This is a genomic window from Rhizobium sp. SVR5-9E (assembly GCF_056755095.1).
In genome coordinates this window covers 25,972-48,679 of the sequence record NZ_JBNDHS010000034.1, presented here as the reverse complement: position 1 = coordinate 48,679, position 22,708 = coordinate 25,972, and the positions used below count along the sequence as shown (strand labels likewise).

The 22,708-nt window shown below is 59.2% G+C and carries 16 protein-coding genes; 6 read left to right on the top strand and 10 right to left on the bottom strand.

The features are described 5' to 3' along the window. Positions 1-17 precede the first annotated feature (17 nt). Together ACPYOJ_RS16845 and ACPYOJ_RS16840 are read right to left on the bottom strand one after the other, a co-directional pair. Positions 18-1,961: a PrkA family serine protein kinase gene (locus ACPYOJ_RS16845; protein WP_168832652.1), complete on the bottom strand. Its 1,944-nt coding sequence runs from the start codon at positions 1,959-1,961 to the stop codon at positions 18-20. A gap of 468 nt (positions 1,962-2,429) precedes the next feature. After that, complete coding sequence (locus ACPYOJ_RS16840; RefSeq protein WP_168832653.1) at positions 2,430-2,957, bottom strand: DUF992 domain-containing protein; 528 nt, start codon at positions 2,955-2,957, stop codon at positions 2,430-2,432. 337 nt (positions 2,958-3,294) lie between these two features. Between ACPYOJ_RS16840 and ACPYOJ_RS16835 the strand changes: the two genes are divergently transcribed. Further along, positions 3,295-3,459: a hypothetical protein gene (locus ACPYOJ_RS16835; RefSeq protein ID WP_481417281.1), complete on the top strand. Its 165-nt coding sequence runs from the start codon at positions 3,295-3,297 to the stop codon at positions 3,457-3,459. Here the strand turns inward: ACPYOJ_RS16835 and ACPYOJ_RS16830 are convergent, their stop codons facing one another. From ACPYOJ_RS16830 to ACPYOJ_RS16820, 3 genes are all read right to left on the bottom strand, one after another. Next, positions 3,460-4,257: a class I SAM-dependent methyltransferase gene (locus ACPYOJ_RS16830; RefSeq protein ID WP_481417280.1), complete on the bottom strand. Its 798-nt coding sequence runs from the start codon at positions 4,255-4,257 to the stop codon at positions 3,460-3,462. Positions 4,258-4,379: 122 nt separating this feature from the next. Beyond that, positions 4,380-4,646, bottom strand: a complete 267-nt coding sequence (locus ACPYOJ_RS16825; RefSeq protein ID WP_481417279.1) for a BON domain-containing protein — start codon at positions 4,644-4,646, stop codon at positions 4,380-4,382. A gap of 75 nt (positions 4,647-4,721) precedes the next feature. Next, on the bottom strand, positions 4,722-5,366 hold the full coding sequence (locus tag ACPYOJ_RS16820; protein WP_481417278.1) for a hypothetical protein: 645 nt from the start codon (positions 5,364-5,366) through the stop codon (positions 4,722-4,724). A 326-nt stretch (positions 5,367-5,692) separates the two neighbouring features. Here ACPYOJ_RS16820 and dxr point away from each other — a divergent pair, with 326 nt between their 5' ends. Beyond that, positions 5,693-6,865, top strand: a complete 1,173-nt coding sequence (dxr, locus tag ACPYOJ_RS16815) for a 1-deoxy-D-xylulose-5-phosphate reductoisomerase (protein WP_168832656.1) — start codon at positions 5,693-5,695, stop codon at positions 6,863-6,865. A gap of 18 nt (positions 6,866-6,883) precedes the next feature. On the opposite strand, the gene hemA is transcribed toward dxr, so the two are convergent. From hemA to ACPYOJ_RS16795, 4 genes are all read right to left on the bottom strand, one after another. Beyond that, positions 6,884-8,098: a 5-aminolevulinate synthase gene (gene hemA, locus ACPYOJ_RS16810; protein ID WP_481417277.1), complete on the bottom strand. Its 1,215-nt coding sequence runs from the start codon at positions 8,096-8,098 to the stop codon at positions 6,884-6,886. 181 nt (positions 8,099-8,279) lie between these two features. Next, entirely contained in the window at positions 8,280-9,077 is a 798-nt protein-coding gene (locus ACPYOJ_RS16805; protein ID WP_168832658.1) for an FAD binding domain-containing protein, read from the bottom strand. 12 nt (positions 9,078-9,089) lie between these two features. Continuing rightward, positions 9,090-11,435: a xanthine dehydrogenase family protein molybdopterin-binding subunit gene (locus ACPYOJ_RS16800; RefSeq protein ID WP_168832659.1), complete on the bottom strand. Its 2,346-nt coding sequence runs from the start codon at positions 11,433-11,435 to the stop codon at positions 9,090-9,092. A gap of 85 nt (positions 11,436-11,520) precedes the next feature. Next, a complete protein-coding gene (locus tag ACPYOJ_RS16795; RefSeq protein WP_168832660.1) occupies positions 11,521-12,012 on the bottom strand; it encodes a (2Fe-2S)-binding protein in 492 nt (163 codons plus the stop codon). Between the two features lie 278 nt (positions 12,013-12,290). Between ACPYOJ_RS16795 and ACPYOJ_RS16790 the strand changes: the two genes are divergently transcribed. The 3 genes from ACPYOJ_RS16790 (at position 12,291) to ACPYOJ_RS16780 (ending at position 21,167) form a co-directional block, all read left to right on the top strand. Then, a complete protein-coding gene (locus tag ACPYOJ_RS16790; protein ID WP_168832661.1) occupies positions 12,291-12,548 on the top strand; it encodes a YMGG-like glycine zipper-containing protein in 258 nt (85 codons plus the stop codon). Positions 12,549-12,752: 204 nt separating this feature from the next. Next, entirely contained in the window at positions 12,753-14,678 is a 1,926-nt protein-coding gene (locus ACPYOJ_RS16785; RefSeq protein WP_481417276.1) for an autotransporter assembly complex protein TamA, read from the top strand. A 63-nt stretch (positions 14,679-14,741) separates the two neighbouring features. Further along, entirely contained in the window at positions 14,742-21,167 is a 6,426-nt protein-coding gene (locus ACPYOJ_RS16780; protein ID WP_481417275.1) for a translocation/assembly module TamB domain-containing protein, read from the top strand. 21 nt (positions 21,168-21,188) lie between these two features. Here the strand turns inward: ACPYOJ_RS16780 and ACPYOJ_RS16775 are convergent, their stop codons facing one another. Next, positions 21,189-21,617, bottom strand: a complete 429-nt coding sequence (locus tag ACPYOJ_RS16775) for an Lrp/AsnC family transcriptional regulator (RefSeq protein ID WP_168832664.1) — start codon at positions 21,615-21,617, stop codon at positions 21,189-21,191. A gap of 144 nt (positions 21,618-21,761) precedes the next feature. On the opposite strand from ACPYOJ_RS16775, the gene rocF reads away from it, so the two are divergent. Then, positions 21,762-22,697, top strand: coding sequence for an arginase (gene rocF, locus ACPYOJ_RS16770; RefSeq protein WP_481417274.1), 936 nt, complete (start codon positions 21,762-21,764; stop codon positions 22,695-22,697). The last annotated feature ends 11 nt before the right edge of the window (positions 22,698-22,708 follow it).

Genomic DNA, 22,708 nt, shown 5'->3' with positions numbered 1-22,708 from the left:
ATGGCTCCCGCTGAGCATTAACTTGCCTGCTTAACGCGCATGTACCATTCCACGAGGCGCCGAACCTGTCGTTCGGTGTACCCGCGCGCGGTCATGCGAGAAACGAATTCACTGTGCTTCTTCTCGGTATCACCGTCCTTCTTGGTGCCGAAGGAAATGACCGGCAACAGGTCCTCGACCTGCGAGAACATGCGCTTCTCGATCACTTCCCTGATCTTTTCATAGCTCGTCCAAGACGGGTTTTTCCCGTTGTTGTTTGCCCGCGATCTCAGGCAGAACTTGACGATCTCGTTGCGAAAATCCTTCGGGTTGGCGATACCCGCCGGCTTTTCAATCTTCGTCAGCTCCTGATTAAGGAGTTCCCGGTCGAGCAGCTGACCGGTGTCCGGATCCTTGAAATCCACGTCCTCGATCCAGGCATCGGCGTAGTCCACGTAGCGGTCAAAAAGATTCTGACCGTAATCCGCATAGGATTCCAGATAGGCTTTCTGAATTTCGTTGCCGATGAACTCCGCATACCGCGGCGCAAGATCGGCCTTGATGAACTCTATGTAGCGTTTCTCGGTTTCGTCGTGAAACTGCTCGCGGCGGATAGCCTGCTCCAGAACGTACATCAGGTGAACCGGATCCGCTCCGACCTCGCTCGTGTGATGATTGAAGGTCGAAGCAAGCACTTTGAAGGAGAAACGTGTCGATATTCCGTCCATTCCCTCATCGACACCTGCCGCATCCCTGTATTCTTGAACACTACGGGCTCGCGGATCGGTTTCCTTGAGGCTTTCGCCGTCATAGGCGCGCATCTTGGAAAAGAATGTCGAATTCTCGTGCTTGCGCAAGCGCGAAAGCACAGAGAAGCGTGCGAGCATTTCAAGCGTTCCCGGCGCGCAAGGAGCATCTGCGAGTTCCGATCCTTCGATCAGCTTCTCGTAGATCTTCTGCTCCTCGGCTACCCGCAGGCAATAGGGTACCTTGATGACGCAGATGCGGTCGATGAAGGCCTCGTTGTTCTTGTTCGCCTTGAAGGTCTGCCATTCTGCCTCGTTCGAATGCGCGAGCACGATGCCCGAAAACGGAATGGCGCCGATATTTTCGGTACCGATGTAATTTCCCTCCTGCGTCGCAGTCAGCAGCGGATGCAGCATCTTGATCGGCGCCTTGAACATCTCGACGAATTCGAGAAGGCCTTGGTTGGCGCGGTTGAGCGCGCCGGAATAGCTGTAGGCGTCGGGATCATTCTGCGAATAGCTCTCCAGCTTGCGGATATCGACCTTGCCGGCGAGGGAAGAAATGTCCTGATTGTTCTCATCGCCCGGCTCGGTCTTGGCGATGGCGATCTGGCGCAGCCGCGAAGGCTGCATTCTGACGACGCGGAAACGGGAGATGTCGCCGCCGAACTCGTCCAGTCGCTTCACGCACCAAGGACTCATGAGACCGGTCAGCCGGCGCGTCGGAATGCCATATTTTTCGAGAAGCAGTGGGCCTACTGCGACAGGGTCAAAGAGGCTGAGCGGATTTTCGAAAACCGGGCTGATCTCGTCACCAGCCTTCAGCAGGTAAATCGGATGGACCTCCATCAGCTGCTTCAACCGCTCGGCGAGGGACGACTTGCCGCCCCCGACCGGACCAAGCAGGTAGAGGATCTGCTTGCGCTCTTCGAGCCCCTGTGCGGCATGGGTAAAGAAGGAAACGATCCGCTCGATCGTCTCTTCCATTCCGTAAAAGCCGGTGAAGGAGGGGTAAGTCCGAATAGTTCTATTCATGAAGATCCGGCCGAGGCGTGGATCCTTGGCGGTGTCCAGCATCTGCGGCTCGCCGATCGCAGCGAGCAGGCGCTCCGTCGCGTTCGCATAGGCGAGCGGCTCCTGTTTGCAGAGCTCCAGGTAATCTGTAATGGACATTTCAGTTTCGCGACGCGCTTCGTAGCTACGCGCAAACGCATCGAACACGGATTCATTCAGCATGGGGCCTCCATTCAAGGTTTATGCCGCAGGCGCTCGAAATTGCCGAACCAATAAATGGAAAACGACATTTCGTTGAGAATCAACACGTTTCGTGAATTGATTGGACACCTGTCCGCCATCTATGGCAAGGCACAAAAATGTGCATCCCGGGTCGTTTGGCTCCAATCAAAACTAACTATAGAATATCCTACTTTGCAAGGCGCTAATGCGATATCAGCACATTTCAGGACGTGACATGAGGCCGCAAAAGGCCTCTAATGCCGCTGCTGCTGATTCCCGTGCTCCGAAACTTGAACGATGCCGCACGCGCCGATGGAACGATGTCTGCAAATCAGACCAAGAAGCCGACTTAAGCATGCCGCGAGCGAACGTTGCTCTAGCGGATAGCTTTGCTGTCTGGCTCATAGTTCGAACTCCTAACTCAGCCACACGCCCGACCGGAGCCGCCGGAGGGCGTGTGGCCGCTTATCAAGTTGGCGTGAGGGTCATCGACGCCCCGGCGGCAGCAACGTTGAGCCCGAACTGACCCGTGACGCTGAGAGGCTGGAGATGAATCGATCCAGTCGTACCACCGACGAGCACATTCGCCCCGACACCGGCACCGATTGTGGCTTCGGCCGCGGCGCCGACATAAAGGCCGGCAAGCGATCCGTGATGGTAGCCGGCGGTCGGCGCAAAGACCGCCCAGATAAGACGGCTGCGCGTCGTAAATCCGAGGTCCACGCCGAGTTTTCTTATGTCGCCACTATAATGGTCAGAAAACTCGTTATCGATGCTGGACGTAAAGACGCAATCGGCTTCCTTCGCTGAACCGAGGACATATCCAACGCCTCCACCGACATCGCAGGTCAGCAAACCGATCTTCACCCCGCCACGCACATCCGACTGCTGGGGCGGCGGTTGATACGTGCGAATCGCATCGGCTGCGAATGCAACTGTTGAACCGGCTTGGGCCAGTGCTGCCGTGGCGACCACCATCGCAATGATTTTTCTCATCATCGTCTCCTTCTAAATTTGGCCAGATACGATTGAGCCCGGCCAACGAAGAACAACTCCGGCGCTATATAAACGTATGTCATCGAAGAATGATCCGAACTATCTTCCTGATTCCGTATCGTGGCGTCCGCACTTTTTTGCGAGCGGCTCATCCAGTGTTCACTGCAAACGGACTTTTAGAAGGCAGAGCCGGTCAGGCTGTTTTAATATCCGTCTCAAATAGTGAACGAGCTGCGCCAGCCTGTCACACGTAGCGGCATCGCGATCGCACCATAGAGTGCGATACTTGGAACTTTGAAATGAGGCCGGCGTTGAAGGCGAAACAGGAGGTCTCGCCATGCGCATCAAGATGACCATACTGATTGCAGCCTATGTCGCGATCAGCGTCGCGCTGCTTGCTATTGCTCATCAGTCATCCGGGCCCATTACAACCCAGAAGACCGATCGTTCTGCGGGCGCCGGCTACCAATCAACGTTTCTCGTCGAACGCTTTGCCGGCTGATTAGCTGAGCGCCGGCTTATAAGCGACCACATGGAAATACTCCTCGTCCGGCAGCGTTTCACCGCCGAGGGGCTGGCCGTCGACCGAAAAGAGCATGGGGTTGCTGTCGAAGCCACTCGCTGAAAGTTGGGAGCGGAGTTGCCCTGGCGTGGTCGCATAGACCATGATTCCGAAGTCATGGGCGTGATGCAGGAGAATGGCATGCTCACCCTCGCGCTGCTCCAAGGGTGCGAAGCGGCGCTCGCGCACCAGTCCCACCGCATGCTTGAAAAGCCGGAAGCTCAAGCGAAGCGGATCGCCGGACCATGCGATGGATGAACGTGCGCGATGGTCGCCAAAGCCGTTCCAGTTTCGATTGAACGTCGAAAAAACGAAGGCGCCCGCCGGTTTCAAGACCCGCGAAACCTCTACAAGGATAGCCTTGCGACCTTCCGCATCGACCGAGTCGATGCCATTGTAGCTGAAGACAACAACGTCGAAGCTACTGCTGGTGAATGCCGACAGATCCCGCGCGTCCATATGTTCGAAATGGATGCCCGGACAGTTTGAGCGCGCGAGAATCACCATTTCCGGCGTGTAATCGATGCCGATGTATTCCTTGGCTATATCGCCAAGCAGGCCAGCCGTTCGGCCGCCGCCGACGCCGATGTCGAGAATCCGGCCACCTTGTCCGCGACTGCGCGCGATATCCAAGACGACACGCTCACCCTCATTCAGATAGCCACTACTCTTCCGGTAGTCACGGCGGGCAATCGGACTACTCCATGTGCGGCGGTTGATTTGCTCCATCTCATGCATGGCAACACCTTCGTTCTGAAAACGCCTTAAATGCAGCTTCGGAAGCTACGGGCCTGCCCATGCAGCCGTCCAATTACGAAACGTTAATGTTTAATTAATGGTTAACCGCCCTCTCGGACCATTCAGCCCAGCACGATCTGATTGCGGACGGCGCGAACTCCCGAAATCGATTGTGCCACAGCCGTCGCACGTTCGATTTCGTAGGCCGAGCCTACCGTCCCGCTGAGAACGATATTGTCGCCTTCCGCCGTCACTTCGACATCCGACGCATCGATACCGCCCGCGGTTGCGAGCGCGGCAGCGACCGCCCTTTCAAGTGTCGCATGATTGACGGGCTCCGCTTCGATTTCAGGCTGTTTCCCGTGGAATGTAGCCTGCTTGAAAACCATGGTCGTTCCTCCTCCTGAATTGCCAAGAAACGCCAAACGACGACCTTTGTTTCAAACGACCATAGGTGCAGACGCCTACCAGCTTACCCGGTAGTTGACGTTGACGGTTGCCGAACGATCTATAGAAAGCGGATCGGTCATACCCGCACTGAGATTGAGGTTTGGAAAAATGTTCTGGCTCACTCCGAGCGAACTTGAAAAATCCTTGCCGAAATCCACAACGCTGCCGCCGGCAGAAAACGTCGTACCAGTCGATGGAGCGATCAGCTTCAAGGCTTGACTTGCTGTTACCGAAGCCTGTCGCGTTTCGACAGCATCGAAACCGACGCTGACAAACCGGCTCGTCTGAAGGTCGAGCGAATCCGATAGGATAAAGCTGCGCGAGCGGCTGAGCAGGAGCGAACCGCTGCCGCGCAACGTATCGATTCTGACGCTTGCATCCTGCTCCGCCTGGCCTGCGGGCGTAGCACGAACCTTGGTGATCTTGCCCCAGAGCGTCGCCTGCTCGGAGTCAGTCTGGACGGTACCGCCGCCTTCCGACGCCAGCGCCAAGTCGGCGCCGGCGCTGGTTTCCCACTCAGAAGGAAGGTGGAAACCCATTGTCGCCTTGTAGGACTGCTCCGAAACCCGCACTGGCCTCCAGATCAGCAGATTATCTGCCTTGGCGGGCAGAACCCATAGAAGGCATGCACCGGCGAACAATGTTCTTTTCAGCCTCATCATCAAATCCAATCGCACCGAAAAGGGCGCAAAAAACCACCGGATGCGCTTTCTGCGCGTCCTTTTGTTCCTCTCAATTGTGAAGCGGCCCGGCATAAAGATGCCGTGTGCCATAGAGCGCGGAGGCGCTCGCAGTTGCCTTGAGCGGCCGTAGGGACAGCCGCGGCGTCGTGCGGAAAACCATGCACGAACATTACAAGGATCACATCAGAGAGACGCTATGTAAACCCCTTCTCGGCGGAAAAGTGCTGCACCGCACACTTGCCGCTCATTTCAAAGCCCTGTAGAGCCAAGAGGCAAATGGGAAATTTCTGGCACATACCCGCATGACGACCGGCAAAAACGCCCCAAGGCGCCTGAGTATCTTCGGCTCGACGGGTTCAATCGGGCAAAATACGCTCGATGTCATCGATCATCTGGGCGGGCGGGAGAATTTCGAGATCACTGCCCTTACCGGCAACGGCAATGTTGAATTGCTGGCGAGGCAGGCAAGATCCGTGGGCGCCAAACTCGCTGTGACGGCCAGCGAGCGGCACTACGAGGCGCTGAAGCGTGAACTTTCAGGCAGCGGCGTCGCGGTGGCAGCAGGCACCTCCGGCTTAATGGAGGCGGCTAACGCCGAGGCCGACTGGGTCATGGCAGCAATCGTCGGCACGGCCGGGCTTGTCCCAACACTCGCCGCTGCGAGGCGCGGCGCCGATATCGCGCTCGCAAATAAGGAATGCCTTGTTTCCGCAGGGGCGCTGTTCGTCGAAGCCGTGAGGGCTGGTGGCGGCAAGCTGTTGCCTGTCGACAGCGAACACAACGCCATTTTCCAGGTACTCGAGGAAAAACAGCGCCATTCCGTTGAGCGGGTCATCTTGACCGCTTCGGGAGGGCCGTTCCGCAACTGTTCGGTCGACGAGATGGCAAATGTCACGGTCGAGACCGCCCGCGCTCACCCCAACTGGTCGATGGGTCTGAAAATCTCGATCGACAGCGCGTCCATGTTCAACAAGGCGCTCGAGATGATCGAGGCAAGACATCTGTTCGGGCTGGCGCCTGAACAGATCGAGGTGATCGTCCATCCCCAATCGGTGATCCATTCCATGGTCGGCTATACCGACGGCTCCGTGCTGGCACAGCTTGGGGCGCCGGACATGCGCACGGCAATCGGCTATGCGCTTTCCTATCCGCTTCGGCCCACTCTGCCGGTAGAGCGCCTCGACTTTGCAAAACTGGCGAGGTTGGATTTCGAGGCGCCTGATGAAGTCCGTTTTCCGGCATTGCGCCTGGCACGGCTCGCGATGATCCGCGGAGGGGTTCAGGGCGCCGTATTGAACGGCGCCAAGGAAGTGGCCCTCGAGGCATTTATCGCGGGGCGGCTCTCTTTCCTAGAGATGGCGAGAATAACCGAAACCGTCATGGATCAATTGATCGATCTGCCGCCGGCAACGGCCATGGACGAGGTTTTCGCAGCGGACAGAGAAGCCCGGCGGCGCGCTGCGCTCCTCTGCTGAAGGAACAATTCCCTAAATTCAGGCGACCTGCCGAGCCAGTGCGCAACGCGACCAAAGCGAATGCAGCGCCTCGACGAGATGCAGGATGTCGGCATCGCTGTGCAGTGGCGTCGGCGTAATGCGCAGCCGCTCGGTCTTCTTCGGAACCGTCGGGTAGTTGATCGGCTGAACGTAGACGCCGCAATTGTCGAGCAGCAGGTCCGAAATCCATTTGCACTTCGCCGCATCCCCGACCATCACCGGCACGATATGGCTGGGATTCGGCATATGCGGAATACCCCGCTGATCGAGCAACGAGCGCAGCTTGCGGACGCGATCCTGGTGCCGGGCGCGCTCGAACTGGCTGACCTTCAGATGCTGGATCGAGGCGACCGCGCCGGCGGCAAGCGCCGGCGGCAGCGCCGTCGTGAAGATGAAGCCGGACGCAAACGAGCGGATGAAATCGCAAAGCGCCGTCGAGGCCGCGATATAGCCGCCCATGACGCCGAAGGCCTTGCCGAGCGTGCCTTCGATGATCGTCAGCCGGTCCATCAGGCCTTCGCGTTCGGCAATGCCGCCGCCGCGCGGTCCATACATGCCGACGGCATGGACTTCGTCGAGATAGGTCATTGCGCCGTATTTGTCAGCGAGTTCGCAGATTTCCTTGATCGGTGCGATATCGCCATCCATGGAATAAATGGACTCAAAGGCAATCAGCTTCGGCGCCTTCGGATCGGCGGCCGCAAGCTTGGCTTCGAGATCGGCCACGTCGTTGTGCTTCCAGATGACCTTCTCGCACTTCGCATAGCGAATGCCTTCGATCATCGAGGCGTGGTTCAGCGCATCGGAGAAAATGATAAGGCCGGGAATCTTGGCGCCCAACGTGCCGAGAGTCGCCCAGTTGGAGACATAGCCGGACGTGAAGATCAGTGCCGATTCCTTGCCGTGCAGATCGGCAAGCTCGCGCTCCAGCAGAACGTGGTAATGGGTGGTTCCAGAGATATTCCGGGTGCCTCCCGCACCCGCGCCACAGTGATCTATGGCGTTCTTCATCGCCTCGATCACCTTGGAGTTCTGGCCCATGCCGAGATAGTCGTTGGAGCACCAGACGGTTACGTCTTTCGGGCCTTCGGGCGTGTGGCGCGTGGCGCGCGGAAAATTGCCGCGGTGACGCTCGAGATCGGCAAAAACGCGATAGCGGCCCTCATCGTGGAGCCCGTCCAGTTCGCCTTTAAAAAACGCTTCGAAATCCATCATCTGCTCCAGTATCGTGCAGCGTTCATCTCCCAACGAACGCGCACACGTCAACCGCTTTAGCATCAACTGCGGCAAATGGCCTATCTTTTTGAATCATTCCAGATAAAAAATGCGCGATCACCCATTAGCCGGGAGATCGCGCAAATTCGCTGGCACGGGAACTGTCCCCGTCAAGATATTAGCCTGCCGCGGCAACGGCACGCTTCGCCATCACCTTCACGAGATTGGCGCGATATTCCGCGCTGGCGTGCAGGTCCGACATCAAGCCTGTCGAGTCGACATTGACGCCTGCTATCGCGCCGGGCGACCAGTTGGCGCTCAATGCCTGCTCCATCGCGTGCTGGCGAAACACACCGTTGGAACCGGCTCCAGTGACGGCGACCCGCACACCGCCGGATCCCTTCGCCACGAAGACACCGGTCAAGGCGTAGCGGGAGGCCGGGTTCGGAAACTTGGCGTAGCCTGCCTTCTCCGGTGCCTCAAAGGTAATCGCGGTTATCAATTCGCCTTCGTCGAGCGCTGTCTCGAAAAGACCGGTGAAGAAATCGTCGGCTGCGATCTCGCGCTTGTTGGTGATAATCAAGGCATTCAGCGCCAGCATCGCGGCAGGATAGTCCGCAGCAGGGTCGTCATTGGCGATCGAACCGCCGATCGTCCCCATGTGGCGCACATGCGGATCGCCGATCAAACCGGCAAGTTCGCACAGGGCAGGACAAACAGCGCTGATCGCAGCGGAAGAAGCCACTTCCGCATGCGTGACTGCCGCGCCGATCCCCACCGTTCGGCCCTGCACGGTGATCCCTTGCATCGAGGCGATGTGACGCAAGTCAACGAGGTCGCTCGGCGCGGCAAGCCGCTGCTTCATCGTTGCGATCAGCGTCATGCCGCCGGAGACGTATTTGCCCTCGGCTGCGCCTGCAAGCATGCTGACCGCCTCATCGACCGTAGAGGCGCGGTGATAGTTCGTCTGATACATGGCCGTTCCTCCTCAATGGGTCGCTTGTGCAGCCATCCACACCTTCTGCGGCGTGGCGGGCATCGTCAGCATGTTGTTCCCGATCGCATCGGTTATTGCGTTCATCACCGCCGGAGGCGAGCCGATTGCGCCGGCCTCGCCGCACCCCTTGATGCCGAGCGGGTTGTTGGGGCAAGGGGTATTCTGGTGCGACAGTTTGAAGGACGGCAAGTCATCGGCGCGCGGCATGGTGTAGTCCATGTAGCTCGCGGTCAGGAGTTGGCCGTTCTCATCATATTGGACGCCTTCAAGCAGCGCCTGCCCGATGCCCTGGGCAATGCCGCCGTGGACCTGCCCTTCGACGATCATCGGGTTGATGATATTGCCGAAATCGTCGGCGGCGACGAACTGGACGATTTCCGTCTTGCCCGTTTCGGGATCGACTTCGACCTCGCAGATGTAGCAGCCTGCCGGGAAAGTGAAGTTCGAAGGGTCGTAAAACGCCGTTTCCTTCAGTCCCGGCTCCATCCCGCTCGGAAGATTGTGAGCTGTGTAGGCGGCAAGCGCGACCTGGAACCATGGCAGCGTCTTGTCGGTGCCGGCGACCTTCAACTCGCCGTTTTCGATGATGATATCGCTCTCATCCGCTTCCATCTGATGCGCGGCAATCTTCTTGGCTTTGGCTTCCACCTTGTCGAGAGCCTTGACGACAGCAGACATGCCAACCGCACCGGAGCGTGAACCATAGGTGCCCATGCCCATCTGCACCTTGTCGGTATCGCCGTGCAGGACCGACACGCTGTCGATCGGGACACCGAGGCGATCGGCCACCAGCTGTGCAAAGGTCGTCTCGTGCCCCTGCCCGTGGCTGTGCGACCCCGTCAGCACTTCGACCGTACCGACCGCGTTCACTCGCACTTCTGCCGATTCCCAGAGACCGACCCCGGCCCCGAGCGAACCCACAGCTTGTGACGGTGCAATGCCGCAAGCCTCGATATAGCAGCTCATACCGATGCCACGCTTCATGCCGCGACCGGCCGCCTCGGCTTTGCGCGCCGCGAAGCCATTCCAGTCTGCAGCCTGCATGGCGGCACTGAGCGATGCTTCGTAGTCACCCGCGTCGTAGTTCATGATCACCGGCGTCTGATGCGGGAAGGAGCGGATGAAATTCTTCCGCCGTAACTCCGCTGGCGAAATGCCGAGCTCCCGCGCCGCCGTTTCCATCGTGCGCTCGAGCAGATAGGTCGCTTCCGGCCGCCCGGCGCCGCGGTAAGCGTCGACAGGCGCCGTATTCGTATAGACGGTACGGACATTGGCATGGATGGCCGGGATATCGTACTGGCCCGACAGCAGCGTCGCGTAGAGGTAGGTCGGAACCGCCGAGGAGAAGAGGGACATGTAGGCACCGAGATTGCAGATGGTGTCGACCTTCAGCCCGATGATGCGGTTGTCTTTGTCGAATGCCATTTTCACGGTTGAAACGTGATCGCGGCCATGTGCATCCGCCAGGAAGGCTTCGGTTCGGTCCGCGGTCCACTTGACCGGTACGCCCGTCTTTTTCGAAGCCCAGAGACAGACGACCTCCTCAGGATAGATGTAAATCTTCGATCCAAAGCCGCCGCCGACATCCGGGGCGATCACCCGCAGCTTGTTTTCCGGCGCGACATTATAGAATGCACTCATCACGAGCCGCGCGACATGCGGGTTCTGGCTCGTCGTGTAGCAGGTGTAGTGATCTTCGCCCGCGTCATAGATTCCGAGCGCGGCGCGCGGTTCCATCGCATTGGGCGAGAGGCGATTGTTGTGGATCTCGATTTCCGTGATGTGGGCAGCTTCGGAAATGGCCTTGTCCGTTGGCCCGGCGTCGCCGAGTTCCCAATCGAAGATCAGATTGCTGGGAGCCTCCGGATGGACCTGAGGCGCGCCCGCCTTGAGCGCATCGACTGCCTCGCTCACAGCCGGCAATTCCTCATAGTCGACGACGACCGCTTCCGCAGCGTCGCGAGCCTCATTAAGGGAATCCGCCACGACGATGGCAACGGCATCTCCGACGTAGCGCACCGTGTCGACCGCCAGCGGGCGCCACGCACCCATCTTCATCGGCGAACCATCCTTGGAATGGATCATCCAGCCACAGATGAGGTTGCCGATGCCATCCGCCAGCAACTGCTTGCCGTCAAGCACGTCGATGACCCCGGGCATGGACCTTGCAGCAGAAACGTCGATACCCTTGATCTTGGCATGCGCATGCGGGCTGCGAACGAAGTAGCCATACTTCATGCCCGGCACGACCATGTCGTCCGTATAGCGTCCCTTGCCGGTCAGGAACCGCTTGTCTTCCTTGCGCGCTACGCGTGCACCAATTCCTTCAACACCCATGATGTCCTCCCAATGGGGTTTCGGGCCCGGCATTCCGCCAAAGAGAATCGCGTTCGGCAGTCAGCCAGACAATTCCAAAGAGATGTTATTCAGCAGCCTGTCTTGCGCCGCCATGCATCTCCGCATTGGCGGACAGCACGGCCTTGACGATGTTGTGATAGCCGGTGCAGCGACAGATATTGCCTTCGAGCTCGTGGCGGACCGTATTCTCGTCGAGCTGCCCGCCGTGACGGTTGATCATGTCGACCGCCGTCATCACCATCCCCGGCGTACAGAAGCCGCACTGCAGGCCGTGGTTTTCCTTGAAGGCCGCCTGAACGGGATGCAGTTCGCCATTGGTGGCGAGCCCCTCGACAGTAGTGATCGTCGAACCCGACGCCTGGACGGCAAGGATCCCGCAGCTCTTCACCGACTTGCCATCCATGTGAACGACGCAGGCACCGCATTGGTTGGTATCACAGCCGACGTGCGTTCCCGTCAGACCTAGTTTTTCGCGAATAAAATGGACAAGAAGCGTACGATCTTCACAGTCGCCGCTCACCGCCCGGCCGTTCACCGTCAGTTTCACCTTCGCCATGATTTCCTCCTCGCGCCTTCCTCCAGGCACGGGGGGCATCATTTGACCTTTTCGCTTTGGAATCAACCGCTACTTTAGGGCGTCATGCCAAATATGCTTCAGCGAAGAATGCAAAACTGTGTGTTGATCGAGTCACATTGAAAAGAACCGTGATTGCGAAAATTTTCCGCGCAAGCTGGACGCAACCTTATCGCGACATAGTTTCAAAAACTAAGAAGAACGTCAAAAAGCGCAAAGGGACTGCTGCTGCCTGCAGGCAGCTAACCTGGAGAACCAAAATGAAGAAAATAATCGCATTCGCTCTGATCGGCTTGTCCATTGCAAGCTGTACACCGACGCAGCAGGGTGCCGGGATCGGTGCGGCCTCCGGTGCGGTCATTGGCGGAGTCGTTACAGGCAATGTTCGCGGCGCCGCCGTCGGCGCTGCAGCCGGAGGTCTCGCTGGCGCCCTCATTGGCAACGTCGCGGAACAGCCTGGCCAATGCTACTATCGCGATCGCTATGGTCGCCGCTATATCGACGATTGCCCCCGCTAACGGGCAGAACCCAATTTATAGAGGCTCGAAAATCCCGGCCCCAACCGGGATTTTTTCGTCTATCTAAATTAGTGAATTGAATAGCTTGATTTGCTTAAATTAACTTAAATTAACTTAATTGGTACACCCCGTGCATTTTTGCCGCTAAGCTGCTAACGGCTGGGCAAACGCAATGCTTCATTGTGATGGAACTAAAAGCGGCGGATGCACATAAGAGGGAAGACACCGAAAACGGGTTCTGCGTATCGGCGGACAGGCACTATGATGGTGATCGCGGCGGTGGCCGCATTTTCACCGGTCGTGGTTGCTAAGGCCTATGCATTCAAGCTTTTCGGCATGACCATTTTCGGCGGGGACCAGAGCGAGAGCGAACAGGTCCCCGATCCTGTACGCTATTCCGCTGATCTTGCCGTCAAGACCACCGATGCCGACCTCAAGAAAGCGCTGGAAGACAGCTCGCGACTTATTGGCGACAAGGATCGCCCGGTTTCCGGCGATCTCGGTATTGTCGTCAAGGCTCGCGACGATCGCGACCGCTTGATTGCCACGCTCTATGAACATGCCCGCTATGGCGGGGTCGTTACCATTACCGTTAATGGAAAGAATATCGACGAACTGCCTCCCAACCCGACCTTCGACCGGTCGAAGCCGATTCCCGTGCATGTCGAAATCGACCCAGGGCCGGTTTTCCGGGTGAGGGAAGTCCAGTTTGGTGGGGATGCTGCAAACCGCAGCCCCGCCGACTATAATCTTGCTCCTGGCCAGGTGGCAGGCTCGCTGGCCATCATCGCCGCGGGCGACAAAATCGTCGAACAGCTGAAAAGCGAAAGCAGACCGCTCGCCAAGCTGACAACCCGGAAAGCGATAGCCGATCATCGCACCAGCACCGTTGATGTCGTCATAGCAGCGGAGGGCGGCCCGGTTGCACCGATCGGAGATGTCGGCGTCACCGGGGAAAAATCCGTCAAGCCCACTTTCATCCAGCGGTTTTCCCGGCTCGAAAGAGGCGAGGCCTATTCCCCCGAGGGGCTCAAGAAAGCCAGCGAGCGACTACGCGCGCTTGGCGTTTTTTCGAGCGTCACGATCCTCCAAGCCGATTCGCTTGCCGGGGACGGCACCTTGCCGATGACGATCGAGGTTTCCGAGGGCAAGCAGCGCTACTTCGGCGTCGGTGCCAATTACTCGACGATCGATGGTCTCGGCGTCCAGGGCTACTGGGGCCACCGCAACCTCTTCGGAGAAGCGGAATCCCTTCGGATCGAGGGTTCGGTCGGGCGGTTCGGCGAGAACGACATCAGCAATCTCGACTATTCGGCTGGCATTCTCTTCACCAAGCCAGGCGCCTTTGTCCCCGAGGCAACGCTGAAAGCAGGCATTGTCGCAAAGACCGAAAATCCGGATCCGTACAACGCCTCGCTGATCACTGGGTCGCTCGGCATATCCTACGAGCTGAGCGATCAGGATACCGCCTCGGTGAGCGGAGAAATCAGCTACGAAAAGGACGACGACGACGCATTCGGCAACAACGAATACCTGACTTTCGCGCTGCCGCTCACCTACGAGCGTGACGCACGCGACAACAGGTTCAATCCGACTGCAGGCTATCGGGCAACGCTGCAAGCAACGCCAAGCTACGAGGCTTTCGACAGCGTGATCTATTCGTCCTTCGAGGGATCGATTACCGGCTACCAGGCAATTGGTGCGGAAGACAATGTTGTTTTCGCAGGCAAGCTTGCCGCGGGCAGCCTGATCGGGGGCGAATTGGAGCAGATCGCCGCGACACGGCGTTTTTATGCCGGCGGCGGCGGCTCGGTCCGCGGCTATGGCTTTCAGGAGATATCTCCTCGTAACGACAATGGTGACGAGACCGGTGGCAAGTCCTATGTCACGGCCTCGCTGGAGGCTCGCGTCAGAATCACCGACACCGTCGGCGTCGTTCCCTTCATCGACGTCGGAACCGTGGGGCCCGATGAATTCCCGGATTTTTCGGATATTCGAGCTGGCGCCGGCGTCGGAATTCGCTATGCCACGCCCTTTGGACCGCTTCGGCTTGATTTTGCCGTACCTTTGAACAAGTACGAAGATGGTGCAAGTTTTGGCATCTATGCCGGAATAGGGCAGTCTTTCTAGAGTGCCGGTACTCGCGGTGTTTCAACCGTCGAACTGTGACAAAAACGGGGTAGTTTCGCCTCCATGCAAGCACTGACGAAGTTCGCGAATTGGACCATAAAGGCGATCGGTGTTTCTACCGGCGTCGTGCTGATTCTTGCTGCGGCCGCGATTGCGATCTTCGGCTTCACCTCCTTCGGCTCCCGGATCATCACGCAACAGGTTGCGGAAATCCTTTCGAACCGGGACATGACGATCAAGGTCCGCGACCCTGGCAGCCTTCTGAGCGGCGGACTGCGCGCGGCCGAGATAACAGTCTCCGATACGCGTGGAGTGTTCGCGCAGATCAACGGTCTCTCGATAGACTGGAACCCCTTGGCGCTCCTCCGCGGCACATTCGACGCGCAGGAGGTCTTGGTCGACTCGATCAATGTCATCCGAAAGCCGGTGCGGACCATTCCCTCATCACGGACAGCAGCCGAGGATGGCGGATTTAATCTGCCGATCAAGATCGACGTCGACAAGATCGCCGTCGCGGGCATCAATCTCAGTGAGCAGTTCGCGGGCCACGCGTTTACGCTAACGGCCGACGGCAGCAATCTGAAGGCCGACCGGAATGGCGGGAGTGCCACGATCAATGTCGGCCGCCCGGATGTGCCGGATGCCAAACTTCTGGCCGACATGGCGTTCAGGCCAGATCGCAACCAGTTGCGGCTGAAGGCCCAGCTTACTGAGCCGAAAGGAGGGCTGCTCGCAACTTTCCTGTCCCTGCCGGGCGATCCTGCTGTCAATCTCGCCGTCGACGGCGATGGGCCGATCTCGGATTGGAACGGTCGCCTTCAGGCATCACTCGACGGCCAACAGCGCGCTTCGATTGAAGGCCGTCACGCGTTGACGCCGGACGGCTTGCACCACGTTGACCTTAAGGGCGGTGGCGATCTCAGCACTCTTCTTCCGCCGGCCTTTCGACCATTGTTTTCCGGCCAGACGAACATCGACGTCTCCGCCACCTTCGACAACAAGGGCAAGCTCGATATTCAGACCGGCAACATAGCGACCGGCAGCGTCGTTATTGCAGCATCAGGCACCTTGGATCGTCGGGGCAACAACAGTCTCAACGCCAACGTGCTCGGCACGTCGGGCCCGGTCGACTTTCGTTGGCCGCTTGCTGATGGCGAAGCCCGCTTCATGATCACCGGCCTCAACCTGGCGCTGACCGGCGATGCGCAGACGGCACGACTGAACGCCAGTGCCTCTCTTGATGCGGCGACATTGCCAGAGGCGACGATCGGCAACGTGAAGCTGACCGCCAAGAGCGAAGCCTTCAATCTGACGCAGCGCGCCGGTGCCGTTCAATTGCGGATGGTCGCCGGCGATTCGACGTTCACGAATCCTGACATCAATCGAGCAGTACAAGGCCCCGTGACACTCGTCGCGCCACTTCAGATCGCGCCTGAGGGCATAGGCTTCAACGGCACGACTTTCGAGAGCGCCAATGCCAACGGTACCGTCAACGGCACCTACAAGCTTGACGATCAGACGCTGACGGGAAATACAAAGCTCGTCGTCCAGCCGGCGGCGCTGCCACCCGCCATTGCTCAGCGTTTCGATACGCCGATCGCTATCGAAACGCAGGTCTCCGGGACGATTCCTTCGAAGATCAGTCTTTCAAATCTCGCCATCAAATCTGGAACGGTCGAAGCCGCCGGCACTGTGACGCTGGATGGCGACAACATCGCGGCCACTCTTTCCGGGCGGCTGCCCGACCTGAGGAAGTTAACAGAAAACGCCGAAGGCGAGGCGAGCTACGCGATCGATGCCAGCGGCTCGATAACGGCACCGGTCATAAAGGCGAGTGTCAGCGCCGCGAGACTACGCACTGCCGGCCGCACGATCAGCGATCTCAACGTTGAGATATTCGGCAATGCCGACCCTGCCGCGCCGCGAGCGACCGTGGACGGAAAGGGCGCCATCGACAGCCAGCCGATCGCCATCAATGCCAACGTGCAGTCTGCAGCCGGCGCCATTAGCATTCCGTCCCTGGTGGCGGATGTCGCCAGCAACCGCCTGCAAGGCAGCCTGCAATTTTCTCCAGGCTTCGAGCCGACGGGCACGCTTGAGTTCGATTTCCCCGATATAGGCCTGCTCGCGATGTTTGGCGGCCAGAAGGCACAAGGTGACCTCAAGGGCACGCTCAACATTACGAACGACGCCGGCAAGATCGGGCTCAAGGTCACGGCCGCAGGAAATCGGATACAGCGCGACACGCTTTCCATCATACGGCCCCACATCAATGTCACTGTCACCGATCTGAGAGCATTGGCCGCCAACGGTGTCGTCAGCGCCGACGAGATTTCGTCGGGCACGAACAAGCTCGCGGCACCGACGCTGACCTTCGTGCAGCAGCAGAACCGCACGAATTTCGATCTTAAGGCTGCATACGATAACAATCCGCTGCTTGCTGCGGGAAATGTTGAAGCAAGCGCCGGCAACATGACGATCCGGCTCGACCGGTTCTCCGGCAAGCCGCGCAATATTCCAGTTGAACTCTCCCACCCCGCCGAGATCGCGATTGCGAACGGCAGGGCCATGCTGAACGACCTTGCGATCAAGACCGGGAACGGTTCGGTCACGGTCAGCGGCTCAGCGGGCGAGACGCTCGACATCGCCGCCGATATCAAAGAACTCCCGGCAAGCCTCGCCAACAGCTTCGTTCCGAATCTGGATGCGGCAGGCGCCATTTCCGGCACCGGATCTGTCAAAGGCACGCCTGCAGCGCCGATTGCCGATTTCAAGCTTGATTGGAAAAACGCCGAGGTCGCCCAGACGAAGCGCGCAGGACTGGCGCCATTCGATATCGCGGCGACCGGGAAATACGTCGACAACACCCTCGACTTCGACACAACGCTCGATGGCGCCGATGATTTGGCCTTGAAGGCACGGGGGAATATCGTCGTCGCCGGAACAGGCGGTCAGAGCCTGAAAATCGACGCCGATGTCGTCAATCTTCCGGCAAAAATGGCAAACGGCTTCGTTCCGGACCTTGCTGCCGAAGGTGCGATCACCGGGAAAGTGACAGCTTCTGGAACGCTCGCTGCTCCAGCGGTCGATTTCGATCTTGATTGGAAGGACGCCGCCACAAGCCAGACGAGACGCGCCGGCCTTGCTCCGCTGGGTCTCAGCACGACCGGTAAATTTGCCGATAACAGGCTCGCCTTCGACGCCAATCTGGCCGGCGCAGACCGGATGCGCCTGAGGGCAGACGGCAATGTCGTGATTGCCGGTACCGAGGTGCAAAGCCTGCAGGTCAATGCTGACCTAAATAATGTCCCGGCGGATGTTGCCAACAGCTTCGTGCCGGGGCTCGCGGCCGAAGGCACGATCTCCGGAACGGCCAAGGCGTCGGGCACGCTTGCTGCGCCAGCCGTCGATTTCAACCTTGCTTGGAAGGACGCGGCCACAAGCCAGACCAAAAGCGCCGGATTGAAATCGCTCGGCTTGAATACCGCCGGCAGATTTGCCGACAACAAGCTCGACTTCAATGCGGACCTCACTGGCGCAGCCAATCTCAGCCTGAAGGCGGATGGCAATGTCACGGTCGCCGGTACGGCGGTCCAAAATCTGCAGGTGAACGCCAGCCTCGCCAATGTCCCCGCGAGCATTGCAAATAGCTTCATGCCCGGGCTCGCCGCCGAAGGTACCCTCTCCGGAACCGCCAAGGCGGCAGGAACGCTTGCGGCACCGGCTGTCGATTTCGATCTCGACTGGAAGGACGCCGCGACAAGTCAGACCAAGAGCGCGGGATTGAAATCACTGGGCCTGAGCGCCACCGGCAAATTCGCCGATAACAAGCTCGACTTCAATGCAAATGCCAATGCCGCAGACGGGGTGACCGCAAAGGCGTCAGGTAACGTCACCGTTGCTGGAAAAACGGTCCAGAGTCTGAATATTAACGCCGACATCAGCAACGTTCCGGCAAGCATCGCAAACGGCTTCGTGCCGGGCCTGGCAGCCGACGGCATTGTGTCTGGAACGGTTACTGCCTCCGGGACACCCTCGTCGCCTACCGTTGATTTCAAGCTTGATTGGAGGGACTTGGCGACAAGCCAGACCAAGGGCGCCAAACTCTCGTCGCTGGACCTTACCGCAAGCGGAAAGTTTGCCGACAACAAGCTCGATTTCAATGCGAATGCCAGCGGCGCTGACGGGGCCTCGCTGAAGGCCACCGGCAATGCGACTATTGCGGGCAAGACTGTCGAAACCCTGAAGGTCGATACAGCCATTGCCAATCTTCCTGCCGGTATCGCCAACAATTTCGTACCGGGCCTTGCAGCAGAAGGCATCATTTCCGGAACGGTTACGGCCTCGGGGAGCCTGGCCTCGCCTACAGCCGATTTCAAAATTGACTGGAAGAATGCGGCGACCAGCCAGACGAAGAGCGCCAGACTCTCGCCGCTCGACCTTACTGCAAGCGGTAAGTTCACCGACAACAGGCTCGATTTCGACGCGAATGCCCGCGGCGCTGACGGCGCTTCGCTCAAGGCAACCGGCAATGTCGCGATTGCAGGCAAGACGGTCGAAAGCTTGAGGGTCGATGCGGCGATTGCCGATCTCCCGGCGGCCCTCGCCAACAACTTCGTGCCGGGCCTTGCAGCGGAAGGCATCGTTTCAGGAACGGTCACCGCGTCAGGAAGCCTGGCCTCGCCGACAGCCGACTTCAAAATTGATTGGAAGAATGCCGCGACCAGCCAGACCAGAAGGGCTGGCCTGTCGCAGCTCGGGCTGAATGCCGCGGGCAGGCTCGCAAACAACCGGCTCGACTTCAATGCCGATCTGAATGGCGCCGGCAACGTGTCACTGAAAGCCGGTGGCAATGCCATGATCGAGGGAACGACGGTCAAGAACCTGGATGTTAAGGCCGATCTCTCCAATCTTCCGGCGAGCGTCGCAAACGGCTTCGTGCCTGGCCTTGCTGCAGAAGGAAGGGTTTCCGGGACCGCTTCGGTATCAGGGCCGCTGTCTGCACCAAAAGTTGATTTCAAGCTCGACTGGAGGGACGCGGCGACGAGCCACACAAGAGGGGCCGGGCTTCCGCCATTCGCAATAGCTGCAAGCGGCAACCTCACCGACAACACTCTGACGATCGATAGCAACCTTAGGGGCGGCAGCGGCCTCTCCATGCAGGGTGGAGGCAGCGTTGCGATCACCGGCAATCGCGCCCTCAACCTGCAAGTTCGCGGCAACGTCCCATTTGCAATGTTTGGCGCACAGCTGGCGCAGCAGGGTTTTGTCGCCGACGGCACGGCCAACATAGACCTCCGTGTCGCCGGCACGGCTGCCGCCCCCTTGATCAATGGGACCATCGCAACGAGCGGCGCGAGGCTGGTCGATGTCCGCAGAAATCTCGCGCTCAATAACGTCACCGCCAACATCAGCATGAATGGCGAGCAGGCTACGATCTCCCGCCTGAGCGGCAATCTTGCGAGCGGCGGCAGCATTGCCGCAAGCGGCACGATCGGCATACGGCCAGGCAGCGGCTATCCGGCCAATATCGAGGTCAGGCTCGACAGGGCAGTCTATGTCGATGGAACGCTCCTCGTCGCGACGGTCAACGGCAATCTCGGTCTGCGCGGCCCCCTGCTCTCCAGCCCAACCCTGAGCGGCAGATTGAACGTGGAAAAGGCATCGATCACCGTTCCGGACAAGCTGCCGACATCCTTGCGCGAGATCGATGTCAGACACATCAACGCGCCGCCCGCCGTGCGCGCCCAGATGCGTGATGAAAGCCAGCAAGGACCCAGGGCGAAGTCGACGATCAGCCTCGATCTGCGGATTGATGCGCCGGCGCGGATTTTCGTCCGTGGCCGCGGCATCGATTCGGAACTCGGCGGCAGCGTCACGATCAGAGGAACCGCCGCAACGCCCATCGTTTCCGGCGGCTTCACAATGCGCCGCGGACGGCTGACCATCCTTAACCGGCGGCTGACCTTTACCGACAGGAGCCGCATTACCTTTGCCGGCGATTTGACGCCGGCGCTCGATATGGAGGCGACATCGGTGTCCGGAAACACGACGCTCACAGTCGATGTCACCGGACTTGCGACCGACCCCTCGATCACCTTCTCGTCGTCGCCGACCTTGCCGCAGGACGAGGTGCTGGCGCAGCTGATCTTCGGCCAGTCCATGTCAAAGCTCTCGCCGGTTCAGATCGCGCAGCTCGCCGATGCCGTAAGCCAGCTGGCGGGGGGCCGTTCTACCTCGCTTTTCGAGGGGCTTCGCAATCAGCTTGGTGTCGATGACCTCAACATCAGCACCGATGAACGGGGCCAGACGAGCGTCAGTGTCGGGCGCTACCTGAATGAACGCACCTACTTCGAATTGCAGCAGGGCGGAAGAGCTGGAGCCAAGGCGATCATCAATCTCGATGTCGGCCGCGGCGTGAAGCTGCGTGGCGCCGCGGGCGGGGATGGCGCCGGCGAAGCTGGCGTCTTTTACGAGCACGAATACTAGGGTCAGGATCTACTGCTGACCCTAGAACCCGGTCTTGCTGGTCTTCAGCAGGATATTGGTTTCGGTCGAATTGATTCCATTGATGAGCCGGATGCGGCGGAGCGTCTCATCGAAAGAGACAAGGTCCCGGTCCTCGAGCTCAGCGACAAAGTCCCATTTGCCATTGGTGCTGTGCAGCGCCCGCACCTGGGGGAGCCCGCGCAACTGATCAGCCACCCGGTCGGCCAACTTGCCGAGGACCTCGATCATGACGATGGCGCGAACGCCGGCAGCGCGCGTCTCGTGACCGGTTCGGATCGTGAAGGCGGCAATGGTGCCGTTGGCAACCAGTCTCTCCATGCGAGCGGCTACCGTTGCGCGCGACGCACCGGTCATCGCGGCAAGGGACGATATGGGCGCTCGGGCATTGTGCCGAAGCGCGCTGAGGAGTTCTTGGTCAAGGTCATCCATTGCGATCACTTTGTCGAAAAGCACTTAGCAAAGTGTATAATAGAGCTTATCTTCTGACACTTTTCCATCTTTTTGCTGTCACGCCGATATCCGAATATAGGTTCGAATCCAAAGTCGAAATCCGGTGCCCCAGGGAGCCTCAGAATGGAAGTTCAATCTCGCTCAGTCACGCTCATCGGCGTTCCAGTGGAAGAGGGCTCAGGGCGGCGCGGCGCGGCAATGGGCCCGGCAGCCCTTCGCATCGCCGGTGTGGACCAGACCCTGATCGACCTTGGTCACGATGTGCGCGACGAGGGTGACATCCGCGTTGTTCCGGCACGGGATCTTCCGAACCATCCCAAGGCGCACAACCTGCGCCTCATCGGCGCTTATACGCGTGCGCTTGAAGCCAGCACCTATGACGCCGCGGCGGCTGGCCGTTTTCCGCTGATTTTGGGGGGCGACCACAGCCTGTCGATGGGCAGCGTCTCCGGCATGGCACGTTACGCCGCCGAAAAAGGCCGTCCGCTGTTCGTGCTGTGGCTGGATGCCCATTCCGACTTCAATTCGCCGGAGATATCGCCTTCGGGCAACATGCACGGCATGCCCGTCGCTTTCTTCAGCGGCCATGCGGAATTGGCGGAAATCCTGCCCAAGGACCGGCCTTTGGTCGATCCGCGAAACGTGTTTCAGGTCGGCATCCGCTCCATCGATCCACGTGAGCGGGAAGAAGTTCAGAAGCGCGGTGTCAATGTTTTCGATATGCGCTCCATCGACGAACAGGGCATCGCAGCCATCATGCGCCACATCCTCAGCACGATCAAAGAGGCCAACGGCCTGCTGCATGTCAGCCTGGATGTCGATTTCCTTGATCCGGACATCGCACCGGGTGTCGGCACCACCGTTCCCGGCGGCACGACGTTCCGCGAGGCCCACCTCGTCATGGAAATGCTCTCCGACAGCGGGCTCGTTTCGTCCCTTGATCTCGTGGAGCTCAATCCCTTCCTGGACGATCGCGGCAAGAGTGCCCGCATTCTCGTGGAGCTGACGGCAAGCCTCTTTGGCCGCCGCATCTTCGATCGTCCGACACGCGCCGCATAAGGGGGGAAACG

What these genes read in the sequence shown, in the direction of transcription:
- ACPYOJ_RS16820 (WP_481417278.1), bottom strand. Translation starts at nt 5,366, where the DNA reads ATGAGGCTGAAAAGAACATTGTTCGCCGGTGCATGCCTTCTATGGGTT.
- hemA (WP_481417277.1), bottom strand. Translation starts at nt 8,098, where the DNA reads ATGGATTTCGAAGCGTTTTTTAAAGGCGAACTGGACGGGCTCCACGAT.
- rocF (WP_481417274.1), top strand. Translation starts at nt 21,762, where the DNA reads ATGGAAGTTCAATCTCGCTCAGTCACGCTCATCGGCGTTCCAGTGGAA.
- dxr (WP_168832656.1), top strand. Translation starts at nt 5,693, where the DNA reads ATGACGACCGGCAAAAACGCCCCAAGGCGCCTGAGTATCTTCGGCTCG.
- ACPYOJ_RS16775 (WP_168832664.1), bottom strand. Translation starts at nt 21,617, where the DNA reads ATGGATGACCTTGACCAAGAACTCCTCAGCGCGCTTCGGCACAATGCC.
- ACPYOJ_RS16785 (WP_481417276.1), top strand. Translation starts at nt 12,753, where the DNA reads ATGCACATAAGAGGGAAGACACCGAAAACGGGTTCTGCGTATCGGCGG.
- ACPYOJ_RS16840 (WP_168832653.1), bottom strand. Translation starts at nt 2,957, where the DNA reads ATGAGAAAAATCATTGCGATGGTGGTCGCCACGGCAGCACTGGCCCAA.
- ACPYOJ_RS16830 (WP_481417280.1), bottom strand. Translation starts at nt 4,257, where the DNA reads ATGCATGAGATGGAGCAAATCAACCGCCGCACATGGAGTAGTCCGATT.
- ACPYOJ_RS16790 (WP_168832661.1), top strand. Translation starts at nt 12,291, where the DNA reads ATGAAGAAAATAATCGCATTCGCTCTGATCGGCTTGTCCATTGCAAGC.
- ACPYOJ_RS16800 (WP_168832659.1), bottom strand. Translation starts at nt 11,435, where the DNA reads ATGGGTGTTGAAGGAATTGGTGCACGCGTAGCGCGCAAGGAAGACAAG.
- ACPYOJ_RS16780 (WP_481417275.1), top strand. Translation starts at nt 14,742, where the DNA reads ATGCAAGCACTGACGAAGTTCGCGAATTGGACCATAAAGGCGATCGGT.
- ACPYOJ_RS16805 (WP_168832658.1), bottom strand. Translation starts at nt 9,077, where the DNA reads ATGTATCAGACGAACTATCACCGCGCCTCTACGGTCGATGAGGCGGTC.
- ACPYOJ_RS16795 (WP_168832660.1), bottom strand. Translation starts at nt 12,012, where the DNA reads ATGGCGAAGGTGAAACTGACGGTGAACGGCCGGGCGGTGAGCGGCGAC.
- ACPYOJ_RS16845 (WP_168832652.1), bottom strand. Translation starts at nt 1,961, where the DNA reads ATGCTGAATGAATCCGTGTTCGATGCGTTTGCGCGTAGCTACGAAGCG.
- ACPYOJ_RS16835 (WP_481417281.1), top strand. Translation starts at nt 3,295, where the DNA reads ATGCGCATCAAGATGACCATACTGATTGCAGCCTATGTCGCGATCAGC.
- ACPYOJ_RS16825 (WP_481417279.1), bottom strand. Translation starts at nt 4,646, where the DNA reads ATGGTTTTCAAGCAGGCTACATTCCACGGGAAACAGCCTGAAATCGAA.